This window comes from Leuconostoc citreum (assembly GCF_007954785.1).
GTDB classification, from domain to species: Bacteria; Bacillota; Bacilli; order Lactobacillales; family Lactobacillaceae; genus Leuconostoc; species Leuconostoc citreum.
In genome coordinates this window covers 1,366,597-1,390,876 of sequence record NZ_CP042410.1, presented here as the reverse complement: position 1 = coordinate 1,390,876, position 24,280 = coordinate 1,366,597, and the positions used below count along the sequence as shown (strand labels likewise).

Below are 24,280 nucleotides of genomic sequence, written 5' to 3'. Positions count from 1 at the left end.
CGGACATTATTGTCGGTAACTATTTATATTTTGGGGTCGTTTTTGGAATTCGACAGGCTATTTAGGGCATTGACTGCGTTTCGCCATCCGGGCGTAAAAACGGGCAGATATTTTAACTGCAAAAAATGAAAACTCTTTCGCAATCGCTGCTTAAAACACAGTGAAGCGTAACTTGGCTTTGGTTGCTGGCGTCTGAAGTCAGGTCATAGAAGGTCAGATCGTTTGTGTATTTACATCTGGAGTACATGAATTAAATGAATCAGGTTAGTGTCTTGTGTGAGCCTCGTTTTGTGGCGTTACAGGGCATGAAAATTAAATGACAAGACTATAAGCGTAGATGTTGATGTACCGGGTGGCTTGGACAGGGGTTCGACTCCCCTCGACTCCACTAAGCATTTTATGGCGTTGCATAAGGTTTTAAAAACCTTGATGTAGCGCCTTTTCTTATGAATATGGTTTCATTAGATTGCATAGTATTTTAATCAAAATAACGCATAAATTAAAATATGGTACATAATGTATAAATATTTGTTTGAGATTGCAATATATACATAATTCCCTACAACTGTACACATTAAAAGCCACCGATTGTTCGGAGGCTTTTTTATTATTCTATACGAAATATTGATAAAGGGTTAATATGAACATTAGTGCAAATATAGCCGATAATAATAAATTACCAACTATTTTTATATTGATGTCCTTCAACAAAAAAGGAATAGTAAGCGTTGCAATGTTTTATTTTCTACAAAGTACAACATACGCTGTATTAAAAAACATATACTTTTATAATTCACTGTTCTGATATGACTTGTTTTTACCGATAACCCTTGTGTTTGCAAGTTGTTTAGTTGGTAAAACAGTAACAATAAGTTCAATAATAGATACAATGCCTATAGTTGAAAAATAAATAGAAAAGAAGGTATTTTGAGAATCATTTGGTGACGTAATCCAACTTGAAATCAATGTTAAAGCAAATAAGAGCCATACTGATACTTCATTCAGACCACTATCACGGTAACGTCTCACTGTAAGCGATAATGATGGAATAACGAAAGCTAGTAATGTTAGTAAAGATAGTAAACACCAAACTATTAATGTACTTGGAGTATTGTGAATAAATTCAGCGAATGTATTAAATTTGATATTTACTTTATCTTGGCTTGCTAATGAAAATATAATGATGATTATAGTTGCAATGAACCATATAATGCTGATAATAAGCGCCCACAGCGCCATCCACCAGTATTCTGAACGAGTAGCCGTGCCCGTAAAATTAAAATAGTTTTTCCAAAAATTCTTAAATGATTGTGTCATAGTAATCATAGTTTTCCCCCTTAAGCTTTTAACGTGGTTCAGTGCACGTAGTATTTGTTATTAATTGATGATCAAACAACTACCTAAAAAGAGATATTATGGCTACTAAAAGTAGTGTTTACACACCACTTAAAAATAAATCAAACTCAAATCCACTAATTTTGTTAGTAAATTTGAGTTTGATTTTTATTTTGTAGTGTTTAAAGTTGAAGAATCAATTCATTTTTATGTTGTCTATCTAAGTACTGATGATTTATTTTTTTCTCTTTGCGTCAATTAAAAATTGCTTTGTAATCGTGATATTTTCAGGGAATTTTGTGCTGGCTAACAGCCATGTTGTGCCACGCTGAACCATCAACGAGAGGCCTAATGTGACTAATATTGACAGAGAACTATATTGCCAGAGACTGCTAAATGAATATTTAGCCGCAATAGTTAGTAGCCAAAGTAGGAGTGTCAAATAGGTTCCTTGTCGAACAATCACACCCTCAGTGTTGAGAAAGATTCTACTTGAAAAAGCTCTTAGAATACCTGATATGACAACTGTTAGCAAGGATAGCGTAACGAACAGATAGAAATTTGAATTAATATCTAGATTGTGGATTTTTGTAAATTGCGATAAACCAACCACGATTAAAATAATATACAATTTTATTTTGAAATTAATGACATGGATGGTTAGTTGCCTTTTGACGATAAAGACTAATATGATAAGCGCAATTAAAATATTGGAAATTGTCAAGTGATCGATGTTCATGAATTGATTACCCCTAAATTTTATGGAAAAAGTAAGTTAAAGCGCTAATAATACTAGCTATTATCATCAAAAACCCAGTTATCTTATATTCCTTATTGTGTTTTTCTTTGGCTATGCTTAAAAAAGAAACACCGCTGCAAAAAAACATGAAAGTGATTGCTAAATTCATTATATGCTCCAATATATAGTGTTTACTACTATCATCTTTTGTTCAAAGGATGCTTTGTTGGTGCGGTAGCAATAATCGCGTAGGTCGACATCCACGGACCACTCCACCAGCCAATGATACCGTAAGTTTTTTGTTCTTGAATCATGAAGCCATTCGATTGTAGTATAGATAGATATTCTTTTTTCTTATGTCCTGTGTCAACAATCACCAGTGTGCCGGCAGATTTTAAAACACGTCTCGCTTCATTCAGAGCTGCTTTACGTGCTGTCGCTGGCTTAATGTTGTGCAAAGCTAAGCTAGTAACGACAAAGTCGTATTGATTATTTTTAAATGGTAGGTCTAACATGTTTGCGGTTTGCACACTTGCCACTTTATCCAAATGATATGATTTAATTATATTTTGAGTGTTTTCAATACTATTATTTGATTGGTCTTGATTACGCCATAGGTCAATTCCCGTGGCATGACCGTTTTCTGATAAACGTGATGCAAATTTTAGTAATACAAGCCCATGACCAGTGCCTAAATCAAGGACTTTGCTATCATTAGGGATAGTCAGGGTAGATAAAATATTATCCCAAATGATGTGTTTCCCGCGCATTGAAGTATGTATGAAAATCAGGCCACCCAGAACCATAATGATGCCATATAAAAGCGTCCATAAGTAGCCACTATAATTGTTGCGAAAAATAACAGCACAGCTAGTAGCAACTAAGCCAGCAATAATATACAAAAGTGGTACGATTGGTGCGTCTAATCCTTGTTTTTTTAATGTGTTCATCTTATTTCATCTCCAATAATGCTTTTAACGTGAGTCCCGCACGTGATATGTACGCACTCTATGAGTGCTTTTTAGTGAAAAGATGCCAAAAAAAGTCTTATTTGTTGACTATTTTTTAGTATAACGATGTTTTTGGATCCTTTACTAGCAGATAACATTTTATATATGCTAGGCCTTCTTTTTTCAGGAAAGGTCAAAATCCATTTTAAAAAATCGAAGTCAATTTTTTCGGGGCAGTTATCGTGCATATCTGGGCGAGATTTGCCCTTATATTTTATGAAACGTTTGAATACATTTAATAGACATACAAACCTATTTCGGTCTAAAAAGATAATTGTATCAGCGGCAGCGATTCTTAATGTCATTGTCGCACCATAATTGCCGTCAATGACCCAATTATCCTGACTAATCACATTGTTAATGACTTTTTGTTGATATGGTTTACTAGTCATTTGCCAATTATCTCGCCAAAAAAGCTTATCTAGATGGTAAACAGGTACGTTGATTTTATTGCTGAGCGCTCGTGCTAGGGTTGATTTTCCAGAACCACCACAGCCGATAATTATGATTTTCTTGCTAGCCAACATGATGCTCCTATTCATGCTTTGATTTGTAATCACTCAAAAACAACGATGACTTGGTGTTATTTATCTGTGACAATCACAGTGTCGTTATCACCAATGTAAATAGCTGTTTTTTTACCCGTCTTGCTATCGACAAGATTGACACCGTGACCATTACGATCAAAGCTAAATGTACCAGTATGTTGGTAAAAAGTTTTACCCTGATAGTCTTTGATGATAATCTCTCGTTGTTGATTATTATTATATTCCAGTTGATATGATTTTTGTGATTTGATATAGCTTGACGAGTGCGTATAATTATAATACTTTGAAGAAGCACCGAGTAATGCAACTACTACAATACCGATTAAGCCTATCACTCCGAAGATGTTCCCCAGCTTGGCTTTATGACTGACAAAATAAATACCAATACCAATAATAATAATAATGATAGGAACAGCAAACATAGCAAGCCATAAAACCCAAGATATTGGTGTTGGCTGAATATGAAACATAGTCAATTCTCCTTAGCCTTTTTATGTGATTGCCCAGCACATAATTTGTGTTTTAATTGCGTATAATATTTTTGGCTATTAGCAGAATTATAATTGTAAGTCATCAATGCGTCTGACTAGATTAACCTTAATTAGAAAAATAAGTCTATTTTTATTGGTTCACGTGTTTACTAATCCGAATTATAATAAATTCAACAAGCACCATTATAGTAAAAAATATGCACCAAATAGCTAAGTTTAACAGTCGTAGTTTTGTATTCATAATGGCACCAGAGCCATCGACGTGTCGAAACCATAAGAAAATACTTACAACTAAAAATAAGACACTACTAAGGATGTTGAAAATAAACCATTTTTTATGTTTCATGATATGATAAATCCTTTCTGAAATGATGTAATGGATTGAATTTTTACTGTATTTGACGAATTGAGGAGACTAAACTGTCCCATAACGTGCATAAGAGCATATTATAAAAATGGCCAAGTCATGGATAAAATAAGTAAGCCAGACGTAATACCACTTATAGTCGTGATATAGCAGTGATTATTACGGAAAAAGTCTAGTACAGAAAAAATAATACATTCAAAAGCAATAAGTGTTAATCCAATTTGTGTTAGTAAGGCTATTCCAGTGAATAAACGCGCTATTGTGAGTATAAAAAGTATTATAAGAGAAGCAGTAATAAGCCGTAATATTGTTTTTTGCATATAAGTACCCTTCATTTCGTTTTGAAAATTTACGAAAACCAGTATTTTTAAATTAATGTTTGACTCTCTCGTATAGCTATATTGAAGATGACAGGTTTCGGCAGTATTATGACAAAAAAGCAGGGAAAGGTGCTACGACGGTATTGCAAAGGATCATAGTTCAGTACGCAAAAAAGGTTCAATGAATAAAAAAAGATAAACGATGAACAATTATACGTGATTTTTAGCCACTTATCTTTTGATAAGTGGCGTTTATATGGGCCGTAACCAGCTGCTGCTCAGAGGAAATATGACTATCATTTGTTGCCATCGTGCATCGTTTTAAGAACAGCGAATATTGCTTGCTTATAATCATCCGACAAGTCTTGTCCTTCGTAAGACAAAATCAATTGTTTATCTGCCAGATCAACACGTGTTGCATTTGGATGAGTTGGCAATGCCTCTTGTGACAAATTTCTAACTGGACTATCAGTTTTGCCCTGTAAATAGTCAGTTGTTGTATTCAAAGCTTCAGCTAGTAAACTAAGCATACCAAGCGAAGGGGTATTTCGATTTGTTTCATAATTAGCAATCGCCATACGCGAAGCGCTGATTATATTAGCTAGTTCGCTTTGCGTCAATTGTTTTTGCTTTCGTAATAGCTTAATACGGTCAGCAGTTTTAGACATGTGATAATTACCTTTTGAGTTCGTTGTTTGACAAAATAAATAATAAATTTAAGTTAAGAAAGAAAAATGATTTGTGTATTTAGTAATCAAATGATATTATATTAATAATAATTGTTTATTTAATAAACGTTGATATGTGACGTGTTTAGAATATACACATTAATCATACCAAACACAAAAAGTTATTGAAAGGGAAAAAGCACAACAATACGATTAACCGCTGACAGATACAAAAAAGCTTGTTTGGTAGTCACGGTATATACTTTTTATTGTTGTGCGTTAGAGTAAAAATGGCCATAAAAGACACACAAAAATTCAGATTGACGATTGTTGAAGTGCAAGCCATCAATGATTTTTTTAATCAACCAATATTCAACATTGATTATGAACAGGCAACTTTTAGTATTGGTAATTACCACATGTTTAGACAAAATTTAGCCCGTTATTTAAAGCAAGCTAACCAAGGGGATGTTTCGAAAAGTTAGTGTTATAATAAAATTAATTAAAAATTTAGTAGGAGCAATAATACAATCGTATGACAAAGTATGGTATTTTCGAAAAGCGCAGTATAAGAGATGTAATTTGGAATATTGGCAATATCACTGCTGGTAAAAATCGTGCTTATTATTTTTATGCTCAACGTGAGCCGGAAAAACAGGTGGCTTTGTCGAAAAAAGAAGTATTAATGTTGTTAGATAAGAACGAACAATTAAAGGAACTGGTTTTGTCAAAAACAATTAATATGTCAACACATGGAAAATTTTATATTGATTTGACAAACATGGATAGTATTAAAAAAATTGTGACATACTTAAACGAAAACAACTAGTATGCTATTTTTTTTACGATTTATTCAGATCATTGGTCAGTAGATATTGCATTGTGGTGTTACATTGATTATGTCAAAAGGTTGGAACGGTTAGTTGTTAATATTATTGATTAAGAACAAAAGAACTGTGGATTAAACGCCTTAATCCACAGTTCTTTTTATTGCTATTGTCTAGCATACCAATCATTTTGAAAAATAGCGTAATGATCAATATCAACCCATTGACCATTATAAAATACTTCATCTTTTGAGCTTCCTTCTTTGTTGAAGCCAGCTCTCGTGTATGCTTTGATGGCACCAATGTTAAAGGGATAGACAGATAATTTGATTTTATGCATATTCAAATTATTAAAGCCATAGTCTAAAATTAAATCAAGTGTTTCAGAGCCGTAGCCTTGTGAGCGATCTTCTTTTCTCGGAAAGCCGATACCTAGTTCACACGAGTGATTTCGAATACTAATATCTAATAAATCGACAAAACCAATCAATCGATTATCGTCAATTTTTCTGACAGTGAATTCAACACGTTCATAACTATCAGCGGCCTCACGAAATAATTTTTCCCAATTTTCAGGCGTATAAGGATGAATCATATCGTTACACAAGGGATTAATGAAATCATCATCCCACTGCCATTCAGCTAGTTTTTTAGCATCATCTTCGTGATAATGTGACAATTTAACGTTTTTACCTATAAACATTTTTTTCTCTTTTCTTTAATGTGCCATATAATGATTTACAGAAATTAAAGAAAAATATAGATTAAGTCAACTCTATTGCAGTCATACGCAACCCTCTAGAACATCTTTTAATGTGGATAAGCATTTGCACATTTGATATTTAACCATGATATTTTTAATCATGTGAATAATTGATAAGCGATGATACCATGGCAGCAAAGAATAAGAAATACAAAATCATAGCGGCAATTGTAATAACGAACTGCACTAGCCCAGCACGGTTCCATGTGGCTTGTACGGCCTTAAAAGTCGCCACATCCTTGTAATCATTCTTTTGCCAAGCCCACTCATTACCCTTAAAGCCGCATACGAAAATCCAAACAAAATTAAAAACGGGAATTAAGCATAGTAAAGGCAAATAGGTTTTGTTGCCAATACCCCAAAAAATGTTATACATGAAAGCGCCCCAGTTCCAGCCTTTCACTTCAGCAGGTACGTTTGTGCCATTTTCATCCATGTTTTCTCTCCTTAAAGTTTTTCTCGTGATAGGGATGCGCGTGATTACACACGTCGCTGTTGTAATTCACTACGATGACCTAATAATATTTTTTTAATTTCTTTAGCGAAGTATGTTCTAGGAATTGCCCTTAGCTTATAAAAGTAAGATATGCCTCGCAGGCGAGCCACCATTAAGCCAGGTAGGTAAGAACTGGTGCGATCTTTGTCAAAAATAATTCCTGGGTAAACCGAAAAAGAACGCTTAGGAAGTAGTTGTGCCATATCTTTCTCAACGGCACGTTTTGCTTTGAGATAGGGTCTCATAAAGAAGGGACCGGTGTTAGCTGAAACAAACAAAAATTTTGTTTTTGGCGATTGCACGACAACATCGATCAATTTTTTTGCCGGTTCGTAACTACTATTTTGGTAATTTTGTTTTTTGATAGGGTTAGGCAATAGAATACCAATTGCGTCAATCACCCAATCAGCATCCATGATAACAGCTTGTAGCTGATCAGGCTGATTAAAGTCAACGGCATGGTAGGTCGTTGACTCGCCATTCTTTGGTTGACGGCCATGGCGTGACAGACTGTGAACATCAAATAATTGTGGTGGTAGTTGTTTAATGATGCCTTGTCCCACAAAGCCAGTACCACCAGCTATAACGATTTTTTGTTTGGTTGTGGTCATATCAGTTACCTCCTTAACAATGTTGCCTTGTCCAAGTGATCAGTTTAAAATACGTGGCCGTCGAATGTTAGAATAGAGTAATAGGATGAATAGAAAAGTAAAAAGGAGAATCATGATGAAACAATTATCTGTCCCAGTGAAAGCTGTATTGTTTACAGTAGCTATTTTAATTTTAGGGTCTTTATCGTCATTTAGCGTCGAGTGGATTAGGGGTGTGTCAATTGCTAAAGTCTATGGCGAATTTAACTTACCACCACTTGCACCACCACGCTGGCTATTTGGCCCTGCCTGGGGTATTTTATATATTCTACTTGGCATTTATTGTGCCAAGCTTAGCAGTGTGACAACCAATAGGCAGGTCATATATTATGCCATGTATGGCCAATTGACTTTGAATATACTTTGGACGGTGGTGTTCTTCTCTTTTGCCAATTTATGGTTAGCCTCAATCATGATTGTTGTGATGGATAGTTTAGTTGTTTGGTTATTAGTGTTAGATCAACGCCGCGTAAAATATTTACTAATCCCATATCTTGCTTGGCTATTGTTTGCATCGTATCTATCAATTGCTGTTCTGATTTTAAACTAATGGTCAGTAGTTTAACTTAAAGCAACTTTTTTCCATTTTCTAATTTTGGTGCGAAAAGTTTTGAACGGTGCGACAGTATTGATGTGTAGCCATTTCCATACTGGCCATTGTGCCTTGGTATATGCCCAGTCACGTTGGTTAGCTTCAAAGAGTACCTCATCGGGTAACCGTGTAATCATGTCACAAATTTCCGAGACACGCTGATTCAATAAAACGATTTTGTCCTCAAGTGTCATATCTGCATATGTCTGGTAAAACGATTGGTATAAATCACCGAGATGTCCCCAGTTATAACCTGGTGCGGGCACCTCGGCTTTTTTTCCTGATAGTTCATCACTCTCCCAGCGCAATATGGCGGTCAGCCAACCTAACTGGTATGCTAAGTTTTCGCTAGGTGTGCGGTCAACCTCGTCGATGCGCTTATCTTGCAGGGCATTAGGAATGGTTTCAAATTCATTGATGTATTTAGCATAATTACTTTGAATGGCATTTAGAAGCGCTGTTTTATTATCATATGTCTGCACGGAAAAATCCTTTCTTAAAATAAAACAAATATGCTTGCAAGGTTTTATGAGATTATACTTATATTATAGCAGATATTACCTACATTAAGATGTTCTTATTTTATACGCTTAATCTTCTCTTGAAAAACGAAACGTATCGTTTTATAATTAGTGGCAGAAGGAGGTCACAATGAATAATTTGAACACAAATATGACACACGCAGGTCGACCACGAGATGAAGCAGCCAAATCAGCAATTATGACAGCAACAATGACACTATTAAAAGATTTTAAATTTGCTAATTTAACAATAGAACGGATTGCAAAAGAAGCGGGTGTGGGTAAGGCAACAATTTATCGTTGGTGGGGTAGCAAGGAAAACTTACTACTTGAAACCTTCCTTGATACAGCTGATGATCATGTGGTTTTCAATCAGGAAGCACCATTACTAGATGATTTTAAGCAAGTCATCGTGGAATTGACTGTTGTTTTAGATAGCGCGCTGGGCCGTGCACTAATCACTGCGATTCTAGAAGATCGCGACTTATTAGACCAGTTTCACCAACGTTTCTTTGAGCCAAGACGACAGCAGGCAAGTCAATTATTAAGACGGGGCATTGATGATGGGCTGATTAAGGCAGATATTAATATCGATGTGGTCTTAGATATGCTATTCGGTGATGTTTATATGAATGTGTTCTTCTATGGTAAAGCGTTAGACACAGCATCGATTGACGTGATACTCACGTCATTTATGAAAGGTATTATGATCTAGTATTAGGTGAAGAGGTAAAAAATGGCAGATGAAGCAACAGTAGTTACGATTTCACAAGGGCAATTATTAGGAACAAAAGAAGGGCAAACAAGCGCTTTTTATGATGTACCATATGGCAGTAATCAAGGGCGTTTCAAGCATGTCGGGACACCTATATCTTGGACTGGTGTGCGAGATGCTAGGCAACCTGGTGTGATATTCAAGCAAGGGCCAAATCGTTTAGCCTCTGTTATGGGTTCTAAGCCAGGGGAAAAGAATCAAAGTGAGGATGCTTTTCGCTTAAACGTTTGGACACCGGATGTCAGAGGAAAAAAGCCTGTGCTTTTCTGGATTCATGGTGGTGGATTTCTGACAGGTGGCGGGGCATTATCATGGTATGATGCACGTCATTTAGCTGAGAATGGGGATGTTGTCGTTGTCACCGTTAATTATCGACTAGGCGTTTTTGGAAACTTACGATTACCTGGCATCTCTGATGGTAATTTAGCTTTGAATGACTTGATCACAGCCCTAAAATGGGTAAAACGTCATATTAGTGCCTTTGGTGGTGACCCAGAACAAGTAACAGTGGCAGGTCAATCAGCCGGAGCCTGGTACAGCTTAGCTTTACTAGCTTCTGACGAGAGTTATCAACTCTTTAATCGCCTTGGATTAATGAGTTTTCCTGGTAGTGTTGAAGCCTTATCGGAAGAAAATGCGCAACTGCTCGCATCCCTACTGTTGTCACATTTTAATTTATCTAGCAAACAAGCTTCAAAACTATTAGATGTGGCCGATGATGAATTAATTGCCGCACAGGGAGCGGTAACGTTAGCCATGCAAAAGCGGACGCACGATTATGTTCCTACTGGATTTATTCCAATGATTGACGGCAAACTGTTAAAGGGTGATATTATTTCTGAAGCTGTGCGACATGCGCAAGGTCATGTGGCAATCTTTGGCGGAACGACAACGCACGAGACGACCTCATTTTTTCATCAAACACCACAAAGTAAAAAAGCCGATTATTTAGATTTTATTGCAACGAGTACAACAACGATATTTACTGAACCAACATCCAGACTGTTTAAGGCAATGGCAGATAGGCATAATGATGTTTTCCAATATGTAATGGCCTATCCGGCAGCTGACCCAAACATTTTGGCTTGTCATTGTATCGAATTGCCGTTTATATTTGATAATTTTGAAATGTGGGACAATGCGCCGATGTTAGCTGGCATGGATCAGTTATCAGCTCAGCAATTAGCACACCAAATGCAAAGTTATTTCTATCAGTTTATTAAGTATGGCAATCCAAATATTGCACCGAACTTGACATGGCCAAAACTGACGTCAAATGATTCTGAGACGATGGTGTTTAATAAAACCAGTTCAATTCAAAGAATAGTTGAATAACTGTTAACTAAAAAAAGGTGTCCTTACGTCAAGGAGACCTTTTTTTAATCGACTTTTGGAAAACGCAGTTTTAAATGGTTAAAGATATAAATAATCGCGGGTCGAACAATAAAAAAGAATAAGGGAATAGCGACAAAAAAGGTTTTGGCCCAATTATCTATATAACCAGGTAAAAACAGCGGATATAGCTGACGATGTGTTTCCGTAAGAATTGCCATCATAATCGAGACGTTACCAGTAATAACCAGCAAAGGCACAGTGATATGACGCGGAATTTTGTTTGAAATAGCTTTTGGGAAGTAGTGGTGCAGGCGTATGACCAGTGGTAAGGTCACATAAGTCCTTAAGCAATAGATGAAAATAACTGCCAGAGGATAAATTTTGATGACATTTAATAAAATTGGCCAAGAGAAACCATAGCGAATGACGGTATTATAAGTCAACATAAACATGACCATGGTGCTTACCAAAGCCAAAGCTAACGTTGTCGGATGGTGCACTAATGTGCGTAAGGTGGGTTTGTAATTTTTCATAATAGTAACTACTTTCAGATATGTATAAATTGTGAAATTATGTGCATAAGAAAACATAAACTATGCTAATTAAAATAGTTCAATAGAACAATCATATCAGAATGAACTTAGAATATAAAGAAAAATGCTTATTAATTATTAGTGTGTTTTAAAAAGAAGATATGCATTAAAAAACACCTCACGAATTATCGCGAAGTGTTTTTTTGATTTTAATGTTTATCTTTATCGACTTCTTCAAAATCGCCATCAAATGTTTGATCATGACTGTCGTGATGGGGTTGTTTAGGTGGTTGAATAAATGTTGCGCGGATCCAGAAAGCTAAGCCGATGAGTAGCAAGACACCAACCACTGCGAAAAAGTTTTTAATAACAAAACTGATTAAGAGAATAAAAACAATTGCTAAAATCAATCTTGGTAGAATACCAAATGTGTTAGCAAAAAGAGAAGCGAAGAAATAAACGACAAATAAAACAATAAGTAGCGGTACGAATAACATGAAAAACATAAGTGAGCCTCCAGTATATAAGTTATAAATTTAATTGACGAGTGATTTAGCTTTAGCCGTATTTGCAAAATGTAGTTTAGCAAAGTGATTTAAATCTTGACCTTGACGTATTAATTTTGCCGCAACTAAATCCACAGCTTTTCCTGCTCCAATAGGGAGCGTCATGCCAGCTTCGTGACTTAAAGCTACCATAGTATCTAATTCTACCACACGAGCGAGTATAGAAGCAGCTGCAACACTTAAATGGTACTGTTCGCCCTTGGTTGTAAAATAAACATTTTGTCTAATGACTGGGCTTTGTTGTGCTTTTGATAAATAGTTGAAATAAGTGGTTGCTTGGGCGAATTGGTCTATTAAAATGGCATCAGGTGTTATTGGCGCAATTTTTTCTAAGACTTTATGCAAAGCAAAATTATGTGAGATGGCCTTGAGTTGATTAACATTATTGTGAGGCTGTAGGGCATTGTATTTTTCTGGTAATAAATTGACCACATGGTGAGGGAGGCGTTGAATAATTTCAGGGGCTATGTCCCGCATTTTGGCATCAGTCAGAGTTTTTGAATCAGCTATGCCCAGCGCTTTTACCCAATCAAGGTCATTTTTAGATACGAAAACAGCCGCTGTTGTCAGTGGGCCAAAGTAGGCTCCCGCACCGACCTCATCAGACCCAATAACAGACCAATTAGCAAAATCAGTTGGGATAGTCGCACCTGGCGTTACGTGACTAGCATTCATTTTTTGAGTCGGCTGGTTTGCATTGTCTTGCCAACGAGCAGCTTCTACTTTAAAACCGCTCCCTTGAAATAGGACTTTACCAGATTTGTAAGCTGTTACTGTTGCTTGTGATAATTTAGCTGCAAACACTGCACCTTTTGGTGCTTTGGAAACAGCGTAAGGAGCGTAATAGGCCGCCATTTTTTTAAGTTGTGGTATAGAAACTTGAAGAACGATTTGCATAATATAAGTATATCAGTTTTTGTTGAGAAAAATATGGTGTATAATTGGTAGGACATCATAAGGGATAATACAATGGCAACTCAAAAAGAGAAACGACAATATAAAGCAAATTTGGCTGGTAAAAACTACATCATTTCAGGGCAGGCAAGCTTACCACACTTTAAAGCAGTAGAAACTTTGTTGAATAAGGAGTGGCAACAAATTAAAGTTGTTGCCCCTAAAATTTCAACGATGGATCAAGCCATGTTATTGACTTTTAATGCATTATCAGATCAATTATATAAGCAAGCTGAAGTAGACAACTTAAAAAAACAAGTTGTTGAGCTAGAAAAAATGTTAGCAGCGCGTGAACAACCAACGAAACCGGCAACAAGACGTGAATCAAAAAGTGCGATTGGCTCAATTATTGACCACGCGAAGCAAGATAGCCAGGCACGATCAACTAATAAACTTTTTAAACAAGGAACCTCAATATGATTTTACTTGGCGCTGCCATCATTTTTATTTTAATATGGTTTATATCCGGCTATCGACATGGTTTTGTCAATGGTTTATTAAGAATTGCGCTCTGGTTTGTTGTTTGGTATATAGCAATTAAATTTGCCAAGCCAGTTGGTTCAGTAGTAACTAATTTCGTGAACGGGCAATTTGTAAGAACGAGTGTACCACAAGATGTGGTTAGTCACGGGACACAATTTTTGGGCTCAGGACTAGTGTTTATTGTATTACTTATGGTTGGTGGTGCAATCAGTCACTATGTGTTACGTTCCTTAAAAATTATTCGACATATTCCGCTATTAGGGTGGGTTGATGGCGTACTTGGTGGTATCCTCTACGGCTTTATTGGTGCAGTGATTGCTTTTTTCACACTCCAATTATTGTCGGTTGTCCCAAATACATGGATTCAAGACCAGTTCTTGAACACACCCCAGTTAAATCAGATCCTCGACAATGTCCCTTTTTTCGCTGAACAAATTTATCATTGGTGGCTATAATTTTATGGGCACCTTATTGTGATAACTTTCGTACAGCCTATAAATAAGATAGATACTAAACAAATATGAATAATAAAGTTTTACAAACATTAGAATACGATAAAATTAAATTACAACTCAATGATTTTTTATCAACGCCAACAGGTTTGCAAGAAGCTAATGAACTACAGCCTGTCAGTGATGTTGATCTGATTAATCACTGGTTAGCAGAAACAGCCGATGCTGTTTTGATTGATCGCTTAAAGGGTGGTATACCACTATCTAAATTGAGTGACATTACCCCACACTTAAAGCGATTGAATATTGAAGCAAGTTTGAGTGCCACTGAACTATCTGAAATGAGTCTCGTGTTACGTAACACAACTACGATTGCCAGTTTTTTTGAGCAAATGCAGGACGAGGCGATAGGCGAATCATTACGTGTGCTACCTGAACAAGCCAAGAATTTAGTGACATTGCCTGATATCACACGTCAAATTCAGATTGCCATTGATTCCTCAGGCCGCCTTAATGATGAGGCATCCTACGAATTGAAGCATGTGCGTGACCGTATCAACGGAACAGAGCAGGCAGTTAAAAATCGAATGCAAGCATACACGCGAGGCAAGACGGCACAATATTTAAGTGATCCAATTGTGACCATACGCTCTGATCGCTATGTCTTGCCTGTTAAGGCTGAGTATCGTAGTCAATTTGGCGGTGTGGTCCATGATCAGAGTCAGACGGGACAAACGTTGTATGTTGAGCCACAAGCAGTTGTGACGCTTAACAACAAATTAAGTGAACTACGTGTCCAAGAGCAAGCCGAAGAACAACGTGTGCTACAAGAACTATCAGCGACCTTAGCGCCACACACAGAAGAAATCGCCAATAATGTGATGATTCTGGGGCATTTTGATTTTGTAAATGCCAAGGCACGACTAGCAGCTCGGTTGGATGCTATGCAGCCGATGGTTAATACAGAAAATAAAGTTGACTTGCAACAAGCTTGGCATCCGCTACTAGACAAAGATTTGGCTGTTGCCAATGATATTGCACTTGGCGATGGTTATAAGGCTATTATTATCACGGGTCCCAATACAGGTGGTAAAACAATAACTATCAAGACGCTAGGCATATTACAGTTGATGGCGCAATCTGGTTTGTTTATTACGACAAAACGCCCATCAACTGTTGGTGTGTTTCATGAAATTTTTGCAGATATTGGTGATGAACAATCAATTGAGCAAAGCTTATCAACCTTTAGTTCACATATGGCTAATATCGTCTCGATGATTGATCGTATTGACGATAAAACGCTTGTTATTTTTGATGAATTAGGCGCCGGTACGGATCCTGCTGAAGGGGCTGCACTGGCAATTGCTATTTTAGATAAAGTTGCTAGCTTGGGTGCCTTTGTGATTGCAACCACACATTATCCGGAATTGAAGCTATATGGTTATAACCGACCGGAAACGCTTAATGCATCAATGGTTTTTGATGTCAGTACGTTAAAGCCGACCTATCAATTTTTGATGGGGGTACCAGGTCAATCGAATGCTTTGGCAATTGCTAAGCGCTTAGGTTTTGGCGACGATGTGATTGGTGCAGCAACAGCTTTGACTAGCGATGCCGATCAAGATCTTAATCAAATGATTGCTGATTTGGTTGCGCAACGTGACGCGGTTAAGCAACATGATGTAGCACTTTCTGAACAATTAAAAGCAACGGAAAAACAATCAGAAGCATTATCAGAACAGCAACGGCAGTTGGAAAAAGAGCGCGCCAAGATTGTATTAGATGCCAAAAATGAGGCGAATCATATTGTTGCAGCAACTAAAAAACAAGCTGAACAAATGATCTCAGAAATTCGTAAAGCACGACTAAATGCAGGTCAAAGTGCGGGTGAGCTTAGTGAGCAAGACTTACAGGCTAAAAAACGTCAGCTGGATGGCTTGCGCCAAAATAGTAGTCTGGAAAAGAATAAGATACTTCAAAAAGCCAAGCGAGCTAAACAGCTAGTAGCTGGTGATGAGATTACTGTGCAATCCTATGGCCAGCAGGGAACGTTAATTAAACAGCACAGTAACGGACAATGGGAAGTTGAGATGGGTATTTTAAAAATGCTTGTTGACGAAGATGACATTGTTAAAACAGAAGCAACTGCCAAAGCCCAACAATCTAAAGCCAAACAAAAACAACAGAAAATTGTTAAAACCAAGACGGCTTCTGGTTCAGCACGTGCGACAGCGAAGTCTCGTTTGGATTTACGTGGCGTCCGATATGAAGCAGCGTTGGCAGAATTGGATCGCTATTTAGATACTGCAGTGCTTGCTAATCTTGGTACTGTGGAGATTATCCATGGTAAAGGGACAGGTGCCTTAAGACAAGGTGTCACCGAGTTTTTAAGATCTGATCGTCGTGTTAAGGCCTACCACTTTGCTAACGCTAACGCAGGTGGGGATGGGGCAACAATTGCTGAATTATCATAAAGTTTTGTTGTTTGTTTAAAAAGAAGTCATTGCATTAGTTGCATAGCTTCTTTTTTTATCAGGCTATATACTGTAAAAATTGCTACAGCTTTTATTGTGGTAAAATGAGTATTAACGACATGCCGTCACACTGTCAACGCATCATTGTGTTTGGCTAGAAAGGGAATTTGTTCAGTATGCCAGAGTTACCAGAAGTTGAAACGGTTCGCCGTGGTCTAAAAAAATTAATTATTGGTGGACATATCGTTCAGGTGAAATTACCGTATCCAAAAGTCATTAGCGGTGATTCAAATGCTTTTATTACTGGCGTTATGAATGCCTCTTTTACAGCAATTGATCGCCGAGGAAAGTATTTATTATTACGTTTGTCCAATGGCCATACCATTGTTTCTCATTTGCGCATGGAAGGGCAGTACTCTGTTGAACCGCGTGAAGCAACACCACATAAACACACGGAAATTATTTTTGAACTATCGGATAATCGTGCCGTTTTCTATAACGATACACGTCGTTTTGGACGAATGGTTTTAGCGACAACAGGACATGAAAAAATTGACGTGCCCTCGTTGGCAAAACTGGGTCCAGAACCCACTGCTGATGATTTATCCTTAGATTATATGGTGACTGCGTTTGCCAAATCAAAGAAGCCAGTCAAAAGCTTCTTATTGGATCAAAATCAAATTGCTGGCATTGGTAATATCTATGCTGACGAAGTGCTTTGGCAGAGTAAAATTCATCCTGAAACGCCAACCAATAGTTTGTCACGAACAGTGTTAGCCGTTTTAAGACAAAATATTATTGACGAAATGGCACGAGCCATTAAGCATCATGGAACAACCGTGCATAGTTTTAGCAATGTTTTTGGCGAAGTCGGTCAGTTCCAAAATGAATTACAAGCCTATGGACGTGTGGGGCAACCGTGCTTACGTTGTGGCACTTCCATGTCAAAGATTAAGGTTGGACAACGTGGTACGACATTTTGTCCGTTTTGCCAGCTTAAACCAAATTCAGTTATTTAGGAGAAAGAATGAATTCAATAGAACCAATTAGCATTCGTAATGTTAAGCGTGAAGCACGTGCGTTATATCATGGTCGTTTAGGCACAGCTATTAAAATCAACATCGTACCAATTGTTTTAACGATTTTGACAACAGTTAGTACACTCTTATCTCTGTATATTGTATTCCGACAATTCGCAACGATAAGTGATGTTAGTGTTTCTAGTGATGATCGTATTAGCCAAATGTATGAGACGATTCAAGATATTTTGAGTCAAGCAGTGCAGCTTGTATTGACGTGGAGTGTGTGTTGGACACTAATTGACTGGTATGAGCAACCCAAAACAAAACCAACCCTAAAAACCGCTTTTCAAGCTTTTACGCATGGTAATATTTGGCACACATTGTTGTTAGCTATTGTCCAAAGTGTCTTGATGTTTTTGTGGACATTATTATTGATTGTACCAGGAGTGGTTAAGTATTTTGCTTATTCACAGACTTATTTCATTTATAAAATAGATATTGAACATGGGACACGTCAACGTCAGTTAACTGATTACATCACGATTAGTCGTCGACTAATGGCTGGTCGTAAATGGGAGTTATTTTTGTTGGAATTGAGCTTTATTGGTTGGCATATTTTAGGTTTTGTAACAGCAGGACTAGCTTACATTTATGTCATTCCCTATCTTAATGCCACACGTGTTGCTTATTCGCGTCATCTTTTGACGCTCAAATTAGCAGAAAGGCAGGCGGCCTAATGGTTATTATTGGTTTAACGGGTAGCATTGCTACTGGAAAATCGACAGTCAGTACCATGCTACGAGATGCAGGGATGCCAATTGTTGACGCCGACGTCGTGGCACGTGAAGTTGTTGAGCCTGGCACGCATACACTAGAAGCCATTAAACTCGCTTTTGGTCCCGGTGTCATTGAAAACGGTGTGTTAAACCGTAGTCAATTAGGGAATATTGTTTTTGATAATCAAAGTGAATTACAACGATTGAATGCAATTATGCAACCAGCGATTCGTTCAGTGATGGCAGATAAAATAAACTTTTGGCGCACACAACACGTACCTGTTTTAATCCTTGACATCCCGCTCTTGTTCGAACGAGAATATGATAAAAATTATCATGTGGATAAAATCATTGTTGTCAGCGCTGACCCTGAGGTACAATTAGCGCGCTTAAAATCTCGTGACAGTTTAGATGAGCGACAAGCCAAAAACCGTATGCGTACACAGATGCCAATTGCAGAGAAAGTAGCTCGTGCTGACTACGTGATTAATAATAACGGGGATAAATCACAGCTGAAAGCACAAGTAGACAATCTCATAGAAAAATTAAAGGACATTGCACCAGAATATGACACAAAGTAGTGAGACAATTGAATTTCACGCCACTTCAGGTGTTTTCATTCGAAGTGATCATCTTATTACACCAGACGACCTAGAACGTGTGTTTACTTTATATTTGCCTTTTATTGGCTCGACAAGTTATGCCTTGTATCATTTGTTAGTCAATGAGTTACCTTATACAGCCAATCAGTTACATCGACAAGATCATAATTTTTTGATAGATAGTTTGAATATTAGTTTACCTAATTTTGTTAAATTTCGTCGCCGTCTTGAGGCTGCAGGACTCATTAAAACTTTTTATGAACACGATGCTGTAGGTGAAGTTTACGGCTATCGGTTGATGATGCCATTAATGGCAGATCGCTTTTTCAAAGAGCCCTTACTCGCTGGCCTTTTATATAAATTTGTTGGTGAAGAACGCTATTTAACACTACAAATGCGTTACGATGTTCAGGGGCAAAAGGAACTATTAGGCAAGGATATTTCTGCGCGGTTCTTACAAGTTTTTCAGAATCAAAGTGATGAGAGTGTACCAACCACACCATTAGCGTATCAAGAGGCAAAGGTTACTGCAGAAGCAACTGACTTTAGTTTCAATGATATGGCAGAGATGGTACATGGTACAACGAAAGATGAAATCGAGAAACACCATAATTTTCTAGTTGCCATGCATTTAAACTATGGTGTGGATGAAGTGACATTAGCAAATATCATCAGTCAGAGTGTCAGTCTTGATAAACATGAAATAAGTGAAAAAGATGTACAACGCTTATTACGAGCGCAAGTAGCGCGACCACAATCTGTGATGGTACCGGCTACTAATCAAGTAACTGACGAAAAAAATAGGATGCCAGAGATTAAAAATTCAGAAGCTAAGGCTTTGATTGAAATTGCAAATACAACGAGCGCCCAAGACTTTTTAGCCTATGTTAAAACGACGCTAAAAAATGGCTTAGTGTTAAAAAATGAACGTGATTTGGTGGATTATTTAGTGGCACAAAGTGTTCTGCCAATGGCAGTTATCAATATTTTGGTCCATTATGTGTTGATTGGTCTGCAGAATGATAGTCTAAAAGGCGCTTTGGTCACAACAATTGCTGATTCATGGACGCAAAATCGTGTTGATTCTCCTGAAAAAGCATTAGTTCAAATTCAGCAACATCAACAAGCTAATTTATCCAGACAGGAAAAACGTTTTAGTCGCTCTAAAAAAATTGAAAAAACAGCGCCTAAATTTTTACAACAACAGGCAAAAACAGTAGCACCGGAATCGTCAGCAAACATGGGCACCGATGCAGCTGCCGCTGCGTTAGCTAAACTAAAGAATATAAAGACGAGAAACTAATATGCAAAATTTATCAGACATTCTCAAACAATTTCAACAAAAATATCCTAAAATTGAAGAAACTAAACTAGCCGAAATTGTACAAAGTATTGCTGAGGACTCAGATATACGTCAATTTTGGTCTGCACATCAAAAAGAACTGAAAGCAGATGCTTTTCAACTCAAAATGATGGACTTACATGAATTTATTCAACAAAAAAAACGTATTCAATCTGGGGAAAAGTCTTTATATCCTGGTTATTATCCACAACTAGAGATTGAAAAAGGCTACCCACATGTTCGTTACGTTGCCGATGAAAAAAAGCAGCAACAGTTGATGCAGGCTGATAAGCTCATTACTTATAAAATGCCTAAGGCGATTAAAAATGCTGATCTACAGACCATCGCCGTAGAATCTGGTCGTGCAGAGGCAGTGACAGAAATTGTAGAGACGTTAACACAACTAATCGCTAAACCAGACCAGTATACACAAGGGTTGTACTTGTATGGTGATTTTGGTGTCGGTAAAACATATTTGATGGGGGCGCTAGCCAATGCTTTAGCGGCCAATAATATTGGCGTAATGATGTTGCATTTCCCGTCATTTGCTGCTGATTTGAAAGATGCTATTGGGCGATCTAATGACTTGAAATCACGCATGATGGCACAAGCAAAAAGCATACCCGTATTAATATTAGATGATTTAGGTGCTGAAAATTTAAGTATGTGGATACGTGACGATATTCTAGGGGTTATTTTAGAATATCGCATGCAAAACGAGTTGACGACATTTATAACTTCAAATTTTGATATGACGGAATTAACGTCTTATTTGGCTGAAACACGAGATGACCGTGACAAAGGTAAGGCTGCGAGATTGATGCAACGCGTGAAATTTCTGACGCGACAAATCACTGTATCCGGTAAGAATAGACGGTTAGATAATTGAAAAATATGAGGCACACAATAAAATATGGCTTGTTATTGGTTGTCGTGCTCTTTGTCTGGCTTTTTTTACGACACGATGCTTTTTTATATCAGAATCCAGTTGGCCAAGTGACACAAGTACAGGCATCGGTGACACAAAAAACCACCGATGAACATGGCAATGCTGACGTCATGATAACACAAAGATTAACTGTCAAGTTATTGAATCGGGAAAAAAGGATTATTGTCATTCACAATGACTATGCAAAATCACAAGTGATGACACAAAAATATCGTGTTGGAGACCAATTATTATTAGAAAAGGTTGCTGCCAATACACATATTTTATCGCTGAAACGTGATGCTTGGGTCGGTGCATTAATGACATTCTTTTTGGCGCTGTTATTAATGTATAGTAAGTGGCGTGCGACGAGTTGGCTATTATTGAGTATGTTGATTAATATTGCTTTATTTGGCGTCGCTTTGTTGGTAGATATTCATAACAAAGATACGAATGTTTTATTGATTTTTAGTATTTTGAGTATACTTTTCGCGGCAGTCAGTTTGATTCTGGTTCTGGGTCGAACACTACAGATGGCATTAACTTTAGCAGCCACCTTAATCACTACGTTCTTGACAATTATTTTATTAATTATTGTTTTGGATGTAACTCACAATGTTGGTGTCCATTTTGAGACCATGTCATATGTTACACAAGTACCGGCCACCTTATTCATGGCACAAACGGTCATTGGTGTTTTGGGCGCTGTTATGGATGAGGCTTCTGATATTGTGGCGATGCAATTTGGGATGCGACGTGAAAATAGCATACGTGAGTTTGGTGATTATTGGCATGCCGGTGTGTCTGTTGGCCGCGAAATTATGGGTACATTAATGAATGTGTTATTTATGATATTTATAGCTGAGACCTTGCCAATGGTCTTTTTGATGTTACGTAATGGCAATAACTGGGCCTACATCATGGATCAAGTGATGAATCTTGGTATTTTGCAAACTGTCATTTCAGCCATCGGAATTGTTTTGGCGGTACCTGTAACCAGTGTTATTGTTGGTCTCGCACTGACAAGAAAGGCAGGTAGGCAATGAATACAATCGGTGTATTAATTATTATTTTATTTGTATTGATGCTGTTAGTTGGTCATATGCAAGGACTAAAAGTGTTCATTGGTCTGCTGCTGAATTTTGCAGCTATTTTTGTTCTGATTGTTTTAATTAATTGGCAATTTAATGTTTATATTATTACAGGTATCATGAGTCTAATCATTTTGGCTGTCGCCATTTATTTAGGTGCTGAAAATAGTGAGGTCACAAACAATGCCTTTAAAACAAGTGTTATTGTTGTTGCTATTTTAATGATAATTGCCGTTATTATGCAATATTTTGGCCAATTTCAGGGCTTTACAACCGAAAATTCTGAAGAACTAGAAGGACTGTCGCTAACTGTTGGTATTCATTTTGGTGATGTGGCGATTGCCGTGATGTTGTTATCTGTTCTTGGTGCAGTTGCTGAAGCAGCGATGGCTATTGTAGCCGATTTAAATGAAGTGTTGGAGCGGACACCAGAAATGACCAGTAGCAGTCTATATGGCCATGCAAAAATCATTGGTGGACAAATTCTAGGGACAGCAATTAATACACTGTTTTTTGGTGTATTGGGCAGTAATTTACCGTTAATTATTTGGTTTGTACGCTTAAAATATCCGATTGCTATGTTTATTAATGCTAAGCTGTTGGCAACTGAAGTTGTGACAATGTTACTGGGGATGCTAGGCATTCTGTTGAGTATTTGGGTTGCGAGTTGGTTAGTGGTACGTGATAATGTGAGACAGCAAAAAGTGGGGATAAGGCATGAAAGAGACATTTAATCTCATTGAAGAAATAACGCGTTTAGATGGTTCAATATATTATGAACTTGGCAATATACCACACAATGGGCGTGCTGAATATGCAGCTGAGCACGGCTACATCAAGTCAGTACGCATTTTAAAAATTAATATTCCAAGATCTTCTTATGTAGAACAATTAGAAAATTACATTAATGCTAACTATCAACTACTGCCATTGGAGTATGACGGTTGGGAAGAGTGGCAACGTACACCTGAGATGGCGGAAGCCATGACACAAATTTTATTAGAAAATAAGTTAGGCTGACCATGTTTAGCCAAAATACCGATACAAGTATTTTTAAGAGGAAAATGTTATGCAATCTGTTTTTTATCAACCAGAAGCGGTTGTGCTGGTTTCCAAACATCTATTGAATGGTAGTGGCAGTTTACGCTGGATTTATAGAGAGTTAGCCCCAACGCAGTCACAAGATACGGGCTGGCTGCTATTTGCTGATAATGATAATGAGCAATGGAACCAAGAACCAAATAACTTTATGCCAGTTGTTGTGGCAACTGCCTTAGCTATTGAACCAAGCCTGCAATATATTTTAGATTTACCTTACGGTACTGATTTAGTATTTGTGAATCGCAATCAGATTAAAGGCTGGTGGGAGCCAAAATCGCAAACACCGATTTGGTTATCTGATGGCACAATTACACCACATATAGTAATTAAGCAAGGTGAAGTGATGGCAAATGACAATAATTAACAAAGTGTTTGTAATTTAGGTGATTTTACCCTATAATTATAAACGTTGTTGTGGTTTAAAAAATGACAAGCCTTAATCATGGTAATATAGCCAAGTGGTAAGGCAACGGTCTGCAAAACCGTCATCGCCGGTTCGACTCCGGTTATTACCTTAAA

At 37.3% G+C, this 24,280-nt stretch carries 31 protein-coding genes, 1 tRNA gene and 1 other RNA gene; 19 read left to right on the top strand and 14 right to left on the bottom strand.

Going from position 1 to position 24,280, the window contains the following annotated elements; all coding sequences use genetic code 11:
- Window positions 1-32: 32 nt before the first annotated feature.
- Window positions 33-391: a transfer-messenger RNA gene (gene ssrA / locus FGL72_RS06865) on the top strand.
- Window positions 392-786: 395 nt separating this feature from the next.
- On the opposite strand, the gene FGL72_RS06860 is transcribed toward ssrA, so the two are convergent.
- The 7 genes from FGL72_RS06860 to FGL72_RS06825 form a co-directional block, all read right to left on the bottom strand.
- The gene (locus FGL72_RS06860) at window positions 787-1,326 is read right to left on the bottom strand and encodes a DUF805 domain-containing protein (protein ID WP_085699859.1); all 540 of its coding nucleotides are present in this window, start codon (window positions 1,324-1,326) and stop codon (window positions 787-789) included.
- Between the two features lie 244 nt (window positions 1,327-1,570).
- On the bottom strand, window positions 1,571-2,074 hold the full coding sequence (locus FGL72_RS06855; RefSeq protein WP_024047304.1) for a hypothetical protein: 504 nt from the start codon (window positions 2,072-2,074) through the stop codon (window positions 1,571-1,573).
- A gap of 200 nt (window positions 2,075-2,274) precedes the next feature.
- Window positions 2,275-3,024 (bottom strand): class I SAM-dependent methyltransferase, encoded by a 750-nt coding sequence (locus FGL72_RS06850; RefSeq protein ID WP_146992870.1) that lies wholly within the window; start codon window positions 3,022-3,024, stop codon window positions 2,275-2,277.
- A gap of 71 nt (window positions 3,025-3,095) precedes the next feature.
- On the bottom strand, window positions 3,096-3,608 hold the full coding sequence (locus tag FGL72_RS06845; protein WP_004904315.1) for a DNA topology modulation protein: 513 nt from the start codon (window positions 3,606-3,608) through the stop codon (window positions 3,096-3,098).
- A 59-nt stretch (window positions 3,609-3,667) separates the two neighbouring features.
- On the bottom strand, window positions 3,668-4,102 hold the full coding sequence (locus tag FGL72_RS06840; RefSeq protein ID WP_004900243.1) for a hypothetical protein: 435 nt from the start codon (window positions 4,100-4,102) through the stop codon (window positions 3,668-3,670).
- 151 nt (window positions 4,103-4,253) lie between these two features.
- Window positions 4,254-4,469: a DUF3923 family protein gene (locus FGL72_RS06835; protein ID WP_004904312.1), complete on the bottom strand. Its 216-nt coding sequence runs from the start codon at window positions 4,467-4,469 to the stop codon at window positions 4,254-4,256.
- A 637-nt stretch (window positions 4,470-5,106) separates the two neighbouring features.
- Window positions 5,107-5,478 carry a helix-turn-helix domain-containing protein gene (locus tag FGL72_RS06825; protein WP_085699865.1) on the bottom strand — a complete coding sequence of 124 codons (372 nt, stop codon included), beginning with the start codon at window positions 5,476-5,478 and terminating at the stop codon, window positions 5,107-5,109.
- A 290-nt stretch (window positions 5,479-5,768) separates the two neighbouring features.
- Here FGL72_RS06825 and FGL72_RS06820 point away from each other — a divergent pair, with 290 nt between their 5' ends.
- Both FGL72_RS06820 and FGL72_RS06815 read left to right on the top strand, forming a co-directional pair.
- Window positions 5,769-5,963, top strand: coding sequence for a hypothetical protein (locus FGL72_RS06820; protein WP_004904307.1), 195 nt, complete (start codon window positions 5,769-5,771; stop codon window positions 5,961-5,963).
- A 50-nt stretch (window positions 5,964-6,013) separates the two neighbouring features.
- Complete coding sequence (locus FGL72_RS06815) at window positions 6,014-6,307, top strand: hypothetical protein (protein WP_085699867.1); 294 nt, start codon at window positions 6,014-6,016, stop codon at window positions 6,305-6,307.
- 164 nt (window positions 6,308-6,471) lie between these two features.
- Here FGL72_RS06815 and FGL72_RS06810 read toward each other — a convergent pair whose 3' ends face one another.
- The 3 genes from FGL72_RS06810 to FGL72_RS06800 all read right to left on the bottom strand — a co-directional run bounded on the left by FGL72_RS06810 (window position 6,472) and on the right by FGL72_RS06800 (window position 8,175).
- Window positions 6,472-7,008 (bottom strand): GNAT family N-acetyltransferase, encoded by a 537-nt coding sequence (locus tag FGL72_RS06810; RefSeq protein WP_085699868.1) that lies wholly within the window; start codon window positions 7,006-7,008, stop codon window positions 6,472-6,474.
- 154 nt (window positions 7,009-7,162) lie between these two features.
- Entirely contained in the window at window positions 7,163-7,504 is a 342-nt protein-coding gene (locus tag FGL72_RS06805) for a hypothetical protein (protein ID WP_004900229.1), read from the bottom strand.
- Between the two features lie 44 nt (window positions 7,505-7,548).
- Window positions 7,549-8,175 (bottom strand): NAD(P)H-binding protein, encoded by a 627-nt coding sequence (locus tag FGL72_RS06800; protein ID WP_040176595.1) that lies wholly within the window; start codon window positions 8,173-8,175, stop codon window positions 7,549-7,551.
- A 115-nt stretch (window positions 8,176-8,290) separates the two neighbouring features.
- On the opposite strand from FGL72_RS06800, the gene FGL72_RS06795 reads away from it, so the two are divergent.
- Window positions 8,291-8,764: a TspO/MBR family protein gene (locus FGL72_RS06795; protein WP_085699870.1), complete on the top strand. Its 474-nt coding sequence runs from the start codon at window positions 8,291-8,293 to the stop codon at window positions 8,762-8,764.
- Window positions 8,765-8,775: 11 nt separating this feature from the next.
- On the opposite strand, the gene FGL72_RS06790 is transcribed toward FGL72_RS06795, so the two are convergent.
- Window positions 8,776-9,288 (bottom strand): ClbS/DfsB family four-helix bundle protein, encoded by a 513-nt coding sequence (locus tag FGL72_RS06790; RefSeq protein WP_004900220.1) that lies wholly within the window; start codon window positions 9,286-9,288, stop codon window positions 8,776-8,778.
- Window positions 9,289-9,457: 169 nt separating this feature from the next.
- Here FGL72_RS06790 and FGL72_RS06785 point away from each other — a divergent pair, with 169 nt between their 5' ends.
- The gene (locus FGL72_RS06785; protein WP_004904292.1) at window positions 9,458-10,042 is read left to right on the top strand and encodes a TetR/AcrR family transcriptional regulator; all 585 of its coding nucleotides are present in this window, start codon (window positions 9,458-9,460) and stop codon (window positions 10,040-10,042) included.
- A gap of 21 nt (window positions 10,043-10,063) precedes the next feature.
- Window positions 10,064-11,437 (top strand): carboxylesterase family protein, encoded by a 1,374-nt coding sequence (locus tag FGL72_RS06780; RefSeq protein WP_040189873.1) that lies wholly within the window; start codon window positions 10,064-10,066, stop codon window positions 11,435-11,437.
- A gap of 44 nt (window positions 11,438-11,481) precedes the next feature.
- Here FGL72_RS06780 and FGL72_RS06775 read toward each other — a convergent pair whose 3' ends face one another.
- From FGL72_RS06775 to rnhC, 3 genes are all read right to left on the bottom strand, one after another.
- Window positions 11,482-11,970 carry a hypothetical protein gene (locus FGL72_RS06775; RefSeq protein ID WP_004900212.1) on the bottom strand — a complete coding sequence of 163 codons (489 nt, stop codon included), beginning with the start codon at window positions 11,968-11,970 and terminating at the stop codon, window positions 11,482-11,484.
- 209 nt (window positions 11,971-12,179) lie between these two features.
- Window positions 12,180-12,476 carry an AFWIR motif membrane protein gene (locus FGL72_RS06770; protein ID WP_004907417.1) on the bottom strand — a complete coding sequence of 99 codons (297 nt, stop codon included), beginning with the start codon at window positions 12,474-12,476 and terminating at the stop codon, window positions 12,180-12,182.
- A gap of 30 nt (window positions 12,477-12,506) precedes the next feature.
- Window positions 12,507-13,433 (bottom strand): ribonuclease HIII, encoded by a 927-nt coding sequence (gene rnhC / locus FGL72_RS06765; RefSeq protein WP_048801701.1) that lies wholly within the window; start codon window positions 13,431-13,433, stop codon window positions 12,507-12,509.
- A gap of 72 nt (window positions 13,434-13,505) precedes the next feature.
- Here rnhC and zapA point away from each other — a divergent pair, with 72 nt between their 5' ends.
- From zapA to FGL72_RS06700, 13 genes are all read left to right on the top strand, one after another.
- Window positions 13,506-13,910: a cell division protein ZapA gene (gene zapA / locus FGL72_RS06760; protein WP_004900204.1), complete on the top strand. Its 405-nt coding sequence runs from the start codon at window positions 13,506-13,508 to the stop codon at window positions 13,908-13,910.
- Entirely contained in the window at window positions 13,907-14,428 is a 522-nt protein-coding gene (locus tag FGL72_RS06755; protein ID WP_004900200.1) for a CvpA family protein, read from the top strand. The genes zapA and FGL72_RS06755 overlap by 4 nt, the downstream gene beginning before the upstream one ends.
- Before the next feature lie 65 nt (window positions 14,429-14,493).
- Window positions 14,494-16,899 (top strand): endonuclease MutS2, encoded by a 2,406-nt coding sequence (locus tag FGL72_RS06750; RefSeq protein ID WP_085699872.1) that lies wholly within the window; start codon window positions 14,494-14,496, stop codon window positions 16,897-16,899.
- 176 nt (window positions 16,900-17,075) lie between these two features.
- The gene (mutM, locus tag FGL72_RS06745; RefSeq protein WP_085699874.1) at window positions 17,076-17,918 is read left to right on the top strand and encodes a bifunctional DNA-formamidopyrimidine glycosylase/DNA-(apurinic or apyrimidinic site) lyase; all 843 of its coding nucleotides are present in this window, start codon (window positions 17,076-17,078) and stop codon (window positions 17,916-17,918) included.
- An 8-nt stretch (window positions 17,919-17,926) separates the two neighbouring features.
- Complete coding sequence (locus tag FGL72_RS06740) at window positions 17,927-18,658, top strand: DUF975 family protein (protein ID WP_040176600.1); 732 nt, start codon at window positions 17,927-17,929, stop codon at window positions 18,656-18,658.
- Window positions 18,658-19,278 carry a dephospho-CoA kinase gene (gene coaE, locus FGL72_RS06735; protein WP_085699876.1) on the top strand — a complete coding sequence of 207 codons (621 nt, stop codon included), beginning with the start codon at window positions 18,658-18,660 and terminating at the stop codon, window positions 19,276-19,278. Before FGL72_RS06740 ends, coaE begins: the two co-directional genes overlap by 1 nt.
- Window positions 19,265-20,602, top strand: coding sequence for a DnaD domain protein (locus tag FGL72_RS06730; RefSeq protein WP_146992868.1), 1,338 nt, complete (start codon window positions 19,265-19,267; stop codon window positions 20,600-20,602). The genes coaE and FGL72_RS06730 overlap by 14 nt, the downstream gene beginning before the upstream one ends.
- Window position 20,603: 1 nt before the next feature.
- Window positions 20,604-21,530: a primosomal protein DnaI gene (gene dnaI / locus FGL72_RS06725; protein ID WP_085699880.1), complete on the top strand. Its 927-nt coding sequence runs from the start codon at window positions 20,604-20,606 to the stop codon at window positions 21,528-21,530.
- Window positions 21,531-21,535: 5 nt separating this feature from the next.
- A complete protein-coding gene (locus FGL72_RS06720) occupies window positions 21,536-22,615 on the top strand; it encodes a YibE/F family protein (protein ID WP_133286271.1) in 1,080 nt (359 codons plus the stop codon).
- Complete coding sequence (locus tag FGL72_RS06715) at window positions 22,612-23,394, top strand: YibE/F family protein (RefSeq protein ID WP_085699884.1); 783 nt, start codon at window positions 22,612-22,614, stop codon at window positions 23,392-23,394. The genes FGL72_RS06720 and FGL72_RS06715 overlap by 4 nt, the downstream gene beginning before the upstream one ends.
- A complete protein-coding gene (locus FGL72_RS06710) occupies window positions 23,378-23,680 on the top strand; it encodes a hypothetical protein (protein ID WP_004900181.1) in 303 nt (100 codons plus the stop codon). Before FGL72_RS06715 ends, FGL72_RS06710 begins: the two co-directional genes overlap by 17 nt.
- Before the next feature lie 49 nt (window positions 23,681-23,729).
- Complete coding sequence (locus FGL72_RS06705; protein ID WP_040189881.1) at window positions 23,730-24,125, top strand: immunity protein Imm33 domain-containing protein; 396 nt, start codon at window positions 23,730-23,732, stop codon at window positions 24,123-24,125.
- 80 nt (window positions 24,126-24,205) lie between these two features.
- Window positions 24,206-24,276: transfer RNA gene (locus tag FGL72_RS06700), tRNA-Cys, on the top strand.
- Window positions 24,277-24,280: the final 4 nt, after the last annotated feature.

Coding starts and splice junctions, on each gene's coding strand:
- FGL72_RS06860 (WP_085699859.1), bottom strand. CDS start 1,326: ATGATTACTATGACACAATCATTTAAGAATTTTTGGAAAAACTATTTT.
- FGL72_RS06855 (WP_024047304.1), bottom strand. CDS start 2,074: ATGAACATCGATCACTTGACAATTTCCAATATTTTAATTGCGCTTATC.
- FGL72_RS06850 (WP_146992870.1), bottom strand. CDS start 3,024: ATGAACACATTAAAAAAACAAGGATTAGACGCACCAATCGTACCACTT.
- FGL72_RS06840 (WP_004900243.1), bottom strand. CDS start 4,102: ATGTTTCATATTCAGCCAACACCAATATCTTGGGTTTTATGGCTTGCT.
- FGL72_RS06835 (WP_004904312.1), bottom strand. CDS start 4,469: ATGAAACATAAAAAATGGTTTATTTTCAACATCCTTAGTAGTGTCTTA.
- FGL72_RS06825 (WP_085699865.1), bottom strand. CDS start 5,478: ATGTCTAAAACTGCTGACCGTATTAAGCTATTACGAAAGCAAAAACAA.
- FGL72_RS06820 (WP_004904307.1), top strand. CDS start 5,769: ATGGCCATAAAAGACACACAAAAATTCAGATTGACGATTGTTGAAGTG.
- FGL72_RS06815 (WP_085699867.1), top strand. CDS start 6,014: ATGACAAAGTATGGTATTTTCGAAAAGCGCAGTATAAGAGATGTAATT.
- FGL72_RS06810 (WP_085699868.1), bottom strand. CDS start 7,008: ATGTTTATAGGTAAAAACGTTAAATTGTCACATTATCACGAAGATGAT.
- FGL72_RS06805 (WP_004900229.1), bottom strand. CDS start 7,504: ATGGATGAAAATGGCACAAACGTACCTGCTGAAGTGAAAGGCTGGAAC.
- FGL72_RS06800 (WP_040176595.1), bottom strand. CDS start 8,175: ATGACCACAACCAAACAAAAAATCGTTATAGCTGGTGGTACTGGCTTT.
- FGL72_RS06795 (WP_085699870.1), top strand. CDS start 8,291: ATGAAACAATTATCTGTCCCAGTGAAAGCTGTATTGTTTACAGTAGCT.
- FGL72_RS06785 (WP_004904292.1), top strand. CDS start 9,458: ATGAATAATTTGAACACAAATATGACACACGCAGGTCGACCACGAGAT.
- FGL72_RS06780 (WP_040189873.1), top strand. CDS start 10,064: ATGGCAGATGAAGCAACAGTAGTTACGATTTCACAAGGGCAATTATTA.
- FGL72_RS06775 (WP_004900212.1), bottom strand. CDS start 11,970: ATGAAAAATTACAAACCCACCTTACGCACATTAGTGCACCATCCGACA.
- FGL72_RS06770 (WP_004907417.1), bottom strand. CDS start 12,476: ATGTTTTTCATGTTATTCGTACCGCTACTTATTGTTTTATTTGTCGTT.
- rnhC (WP_048801701.1), bottom strand. CDS start 13,433: ATGCAAATCGTTCTTCAAGTTTCTATACCACAACTTAAAAAAATGGCG.
- zapA (WP_004900204.1), top strand. CDS start 13,506: ATGGCAACTCAAAAAGAGAAACGACAATATAAAGCAAATTTGGCTGGT.
- FGL72_RS06755 (WP_004900200.1), top strand. CDS start 13,907: ATGATTTTACTTGGCGCTGCCATCATTTTTATTTTAATATGGTTTATA.
- FGL72_RS06750 (WP_085699872.1), top strand. CDS start 14,494: ATGAATAATAAAGTTTTACAAACATTAGAATACGATAAAATTAAATTA.
- mutM (WP_085699874.1), top strand. CDS start 17,076: ATGCCAGAGTTACCAGAAGTTGAAACGGTTCGCCGTGGTCTAAAAAAA.
- FGL72_RS06740 (WP_040176600.1), top strand. CDS start 17,927: ATGAATTCAATAGAACCAATTAGCATTCGTAATGTTAAGCGTGAAGCA.
- coaE (WP_085699876.1), top strand. CDS start 18,658: ATGGTTATTATTGGTTTAACGGGTAGCATTGCTACTGGAAAATCGACA.
- FGL72_RS06730 (WP_146992868.1), top strand. CDS start 19,265: ATGACACAAAGTAGTGAGACAATTGAATTTCACGCCACTTCAGGTGTT.
- dnaI (WP_085699880.1), top strand. CDS start 20,604: ATGCAAAATTTATCAGACATTCTCAAACAATTTCAACAAAAATATCCT.
- FGL72_RS06720 (WP_133286271.1), top strand. CDS start 21,536: ATGAGGCACACAATAAAATATGGCTTGTTATTGGTTGTCGTGCTCTTT.
- FGL72_RS06715 (WP_085699884.1), top strand. CDS start 22,612: ATGAATACAATCGGTGTATTAATTATTATTTTATTTGTATTGATGCTG.
- FGL72_RS06710 (WP_004900181.1), top strand. CDS start 23,378: ATGAAAGAGACATTTAATCTCATTGAAGAAATAACGCGTTTAGATGGT.
- FGL72_RS06705 (WP_040189881.1), top strand. CDS start 23,730: ATGCAATCTGTTTTTTATCAACCAGAAGCGGTTGTGCTGGTTTCCAAA.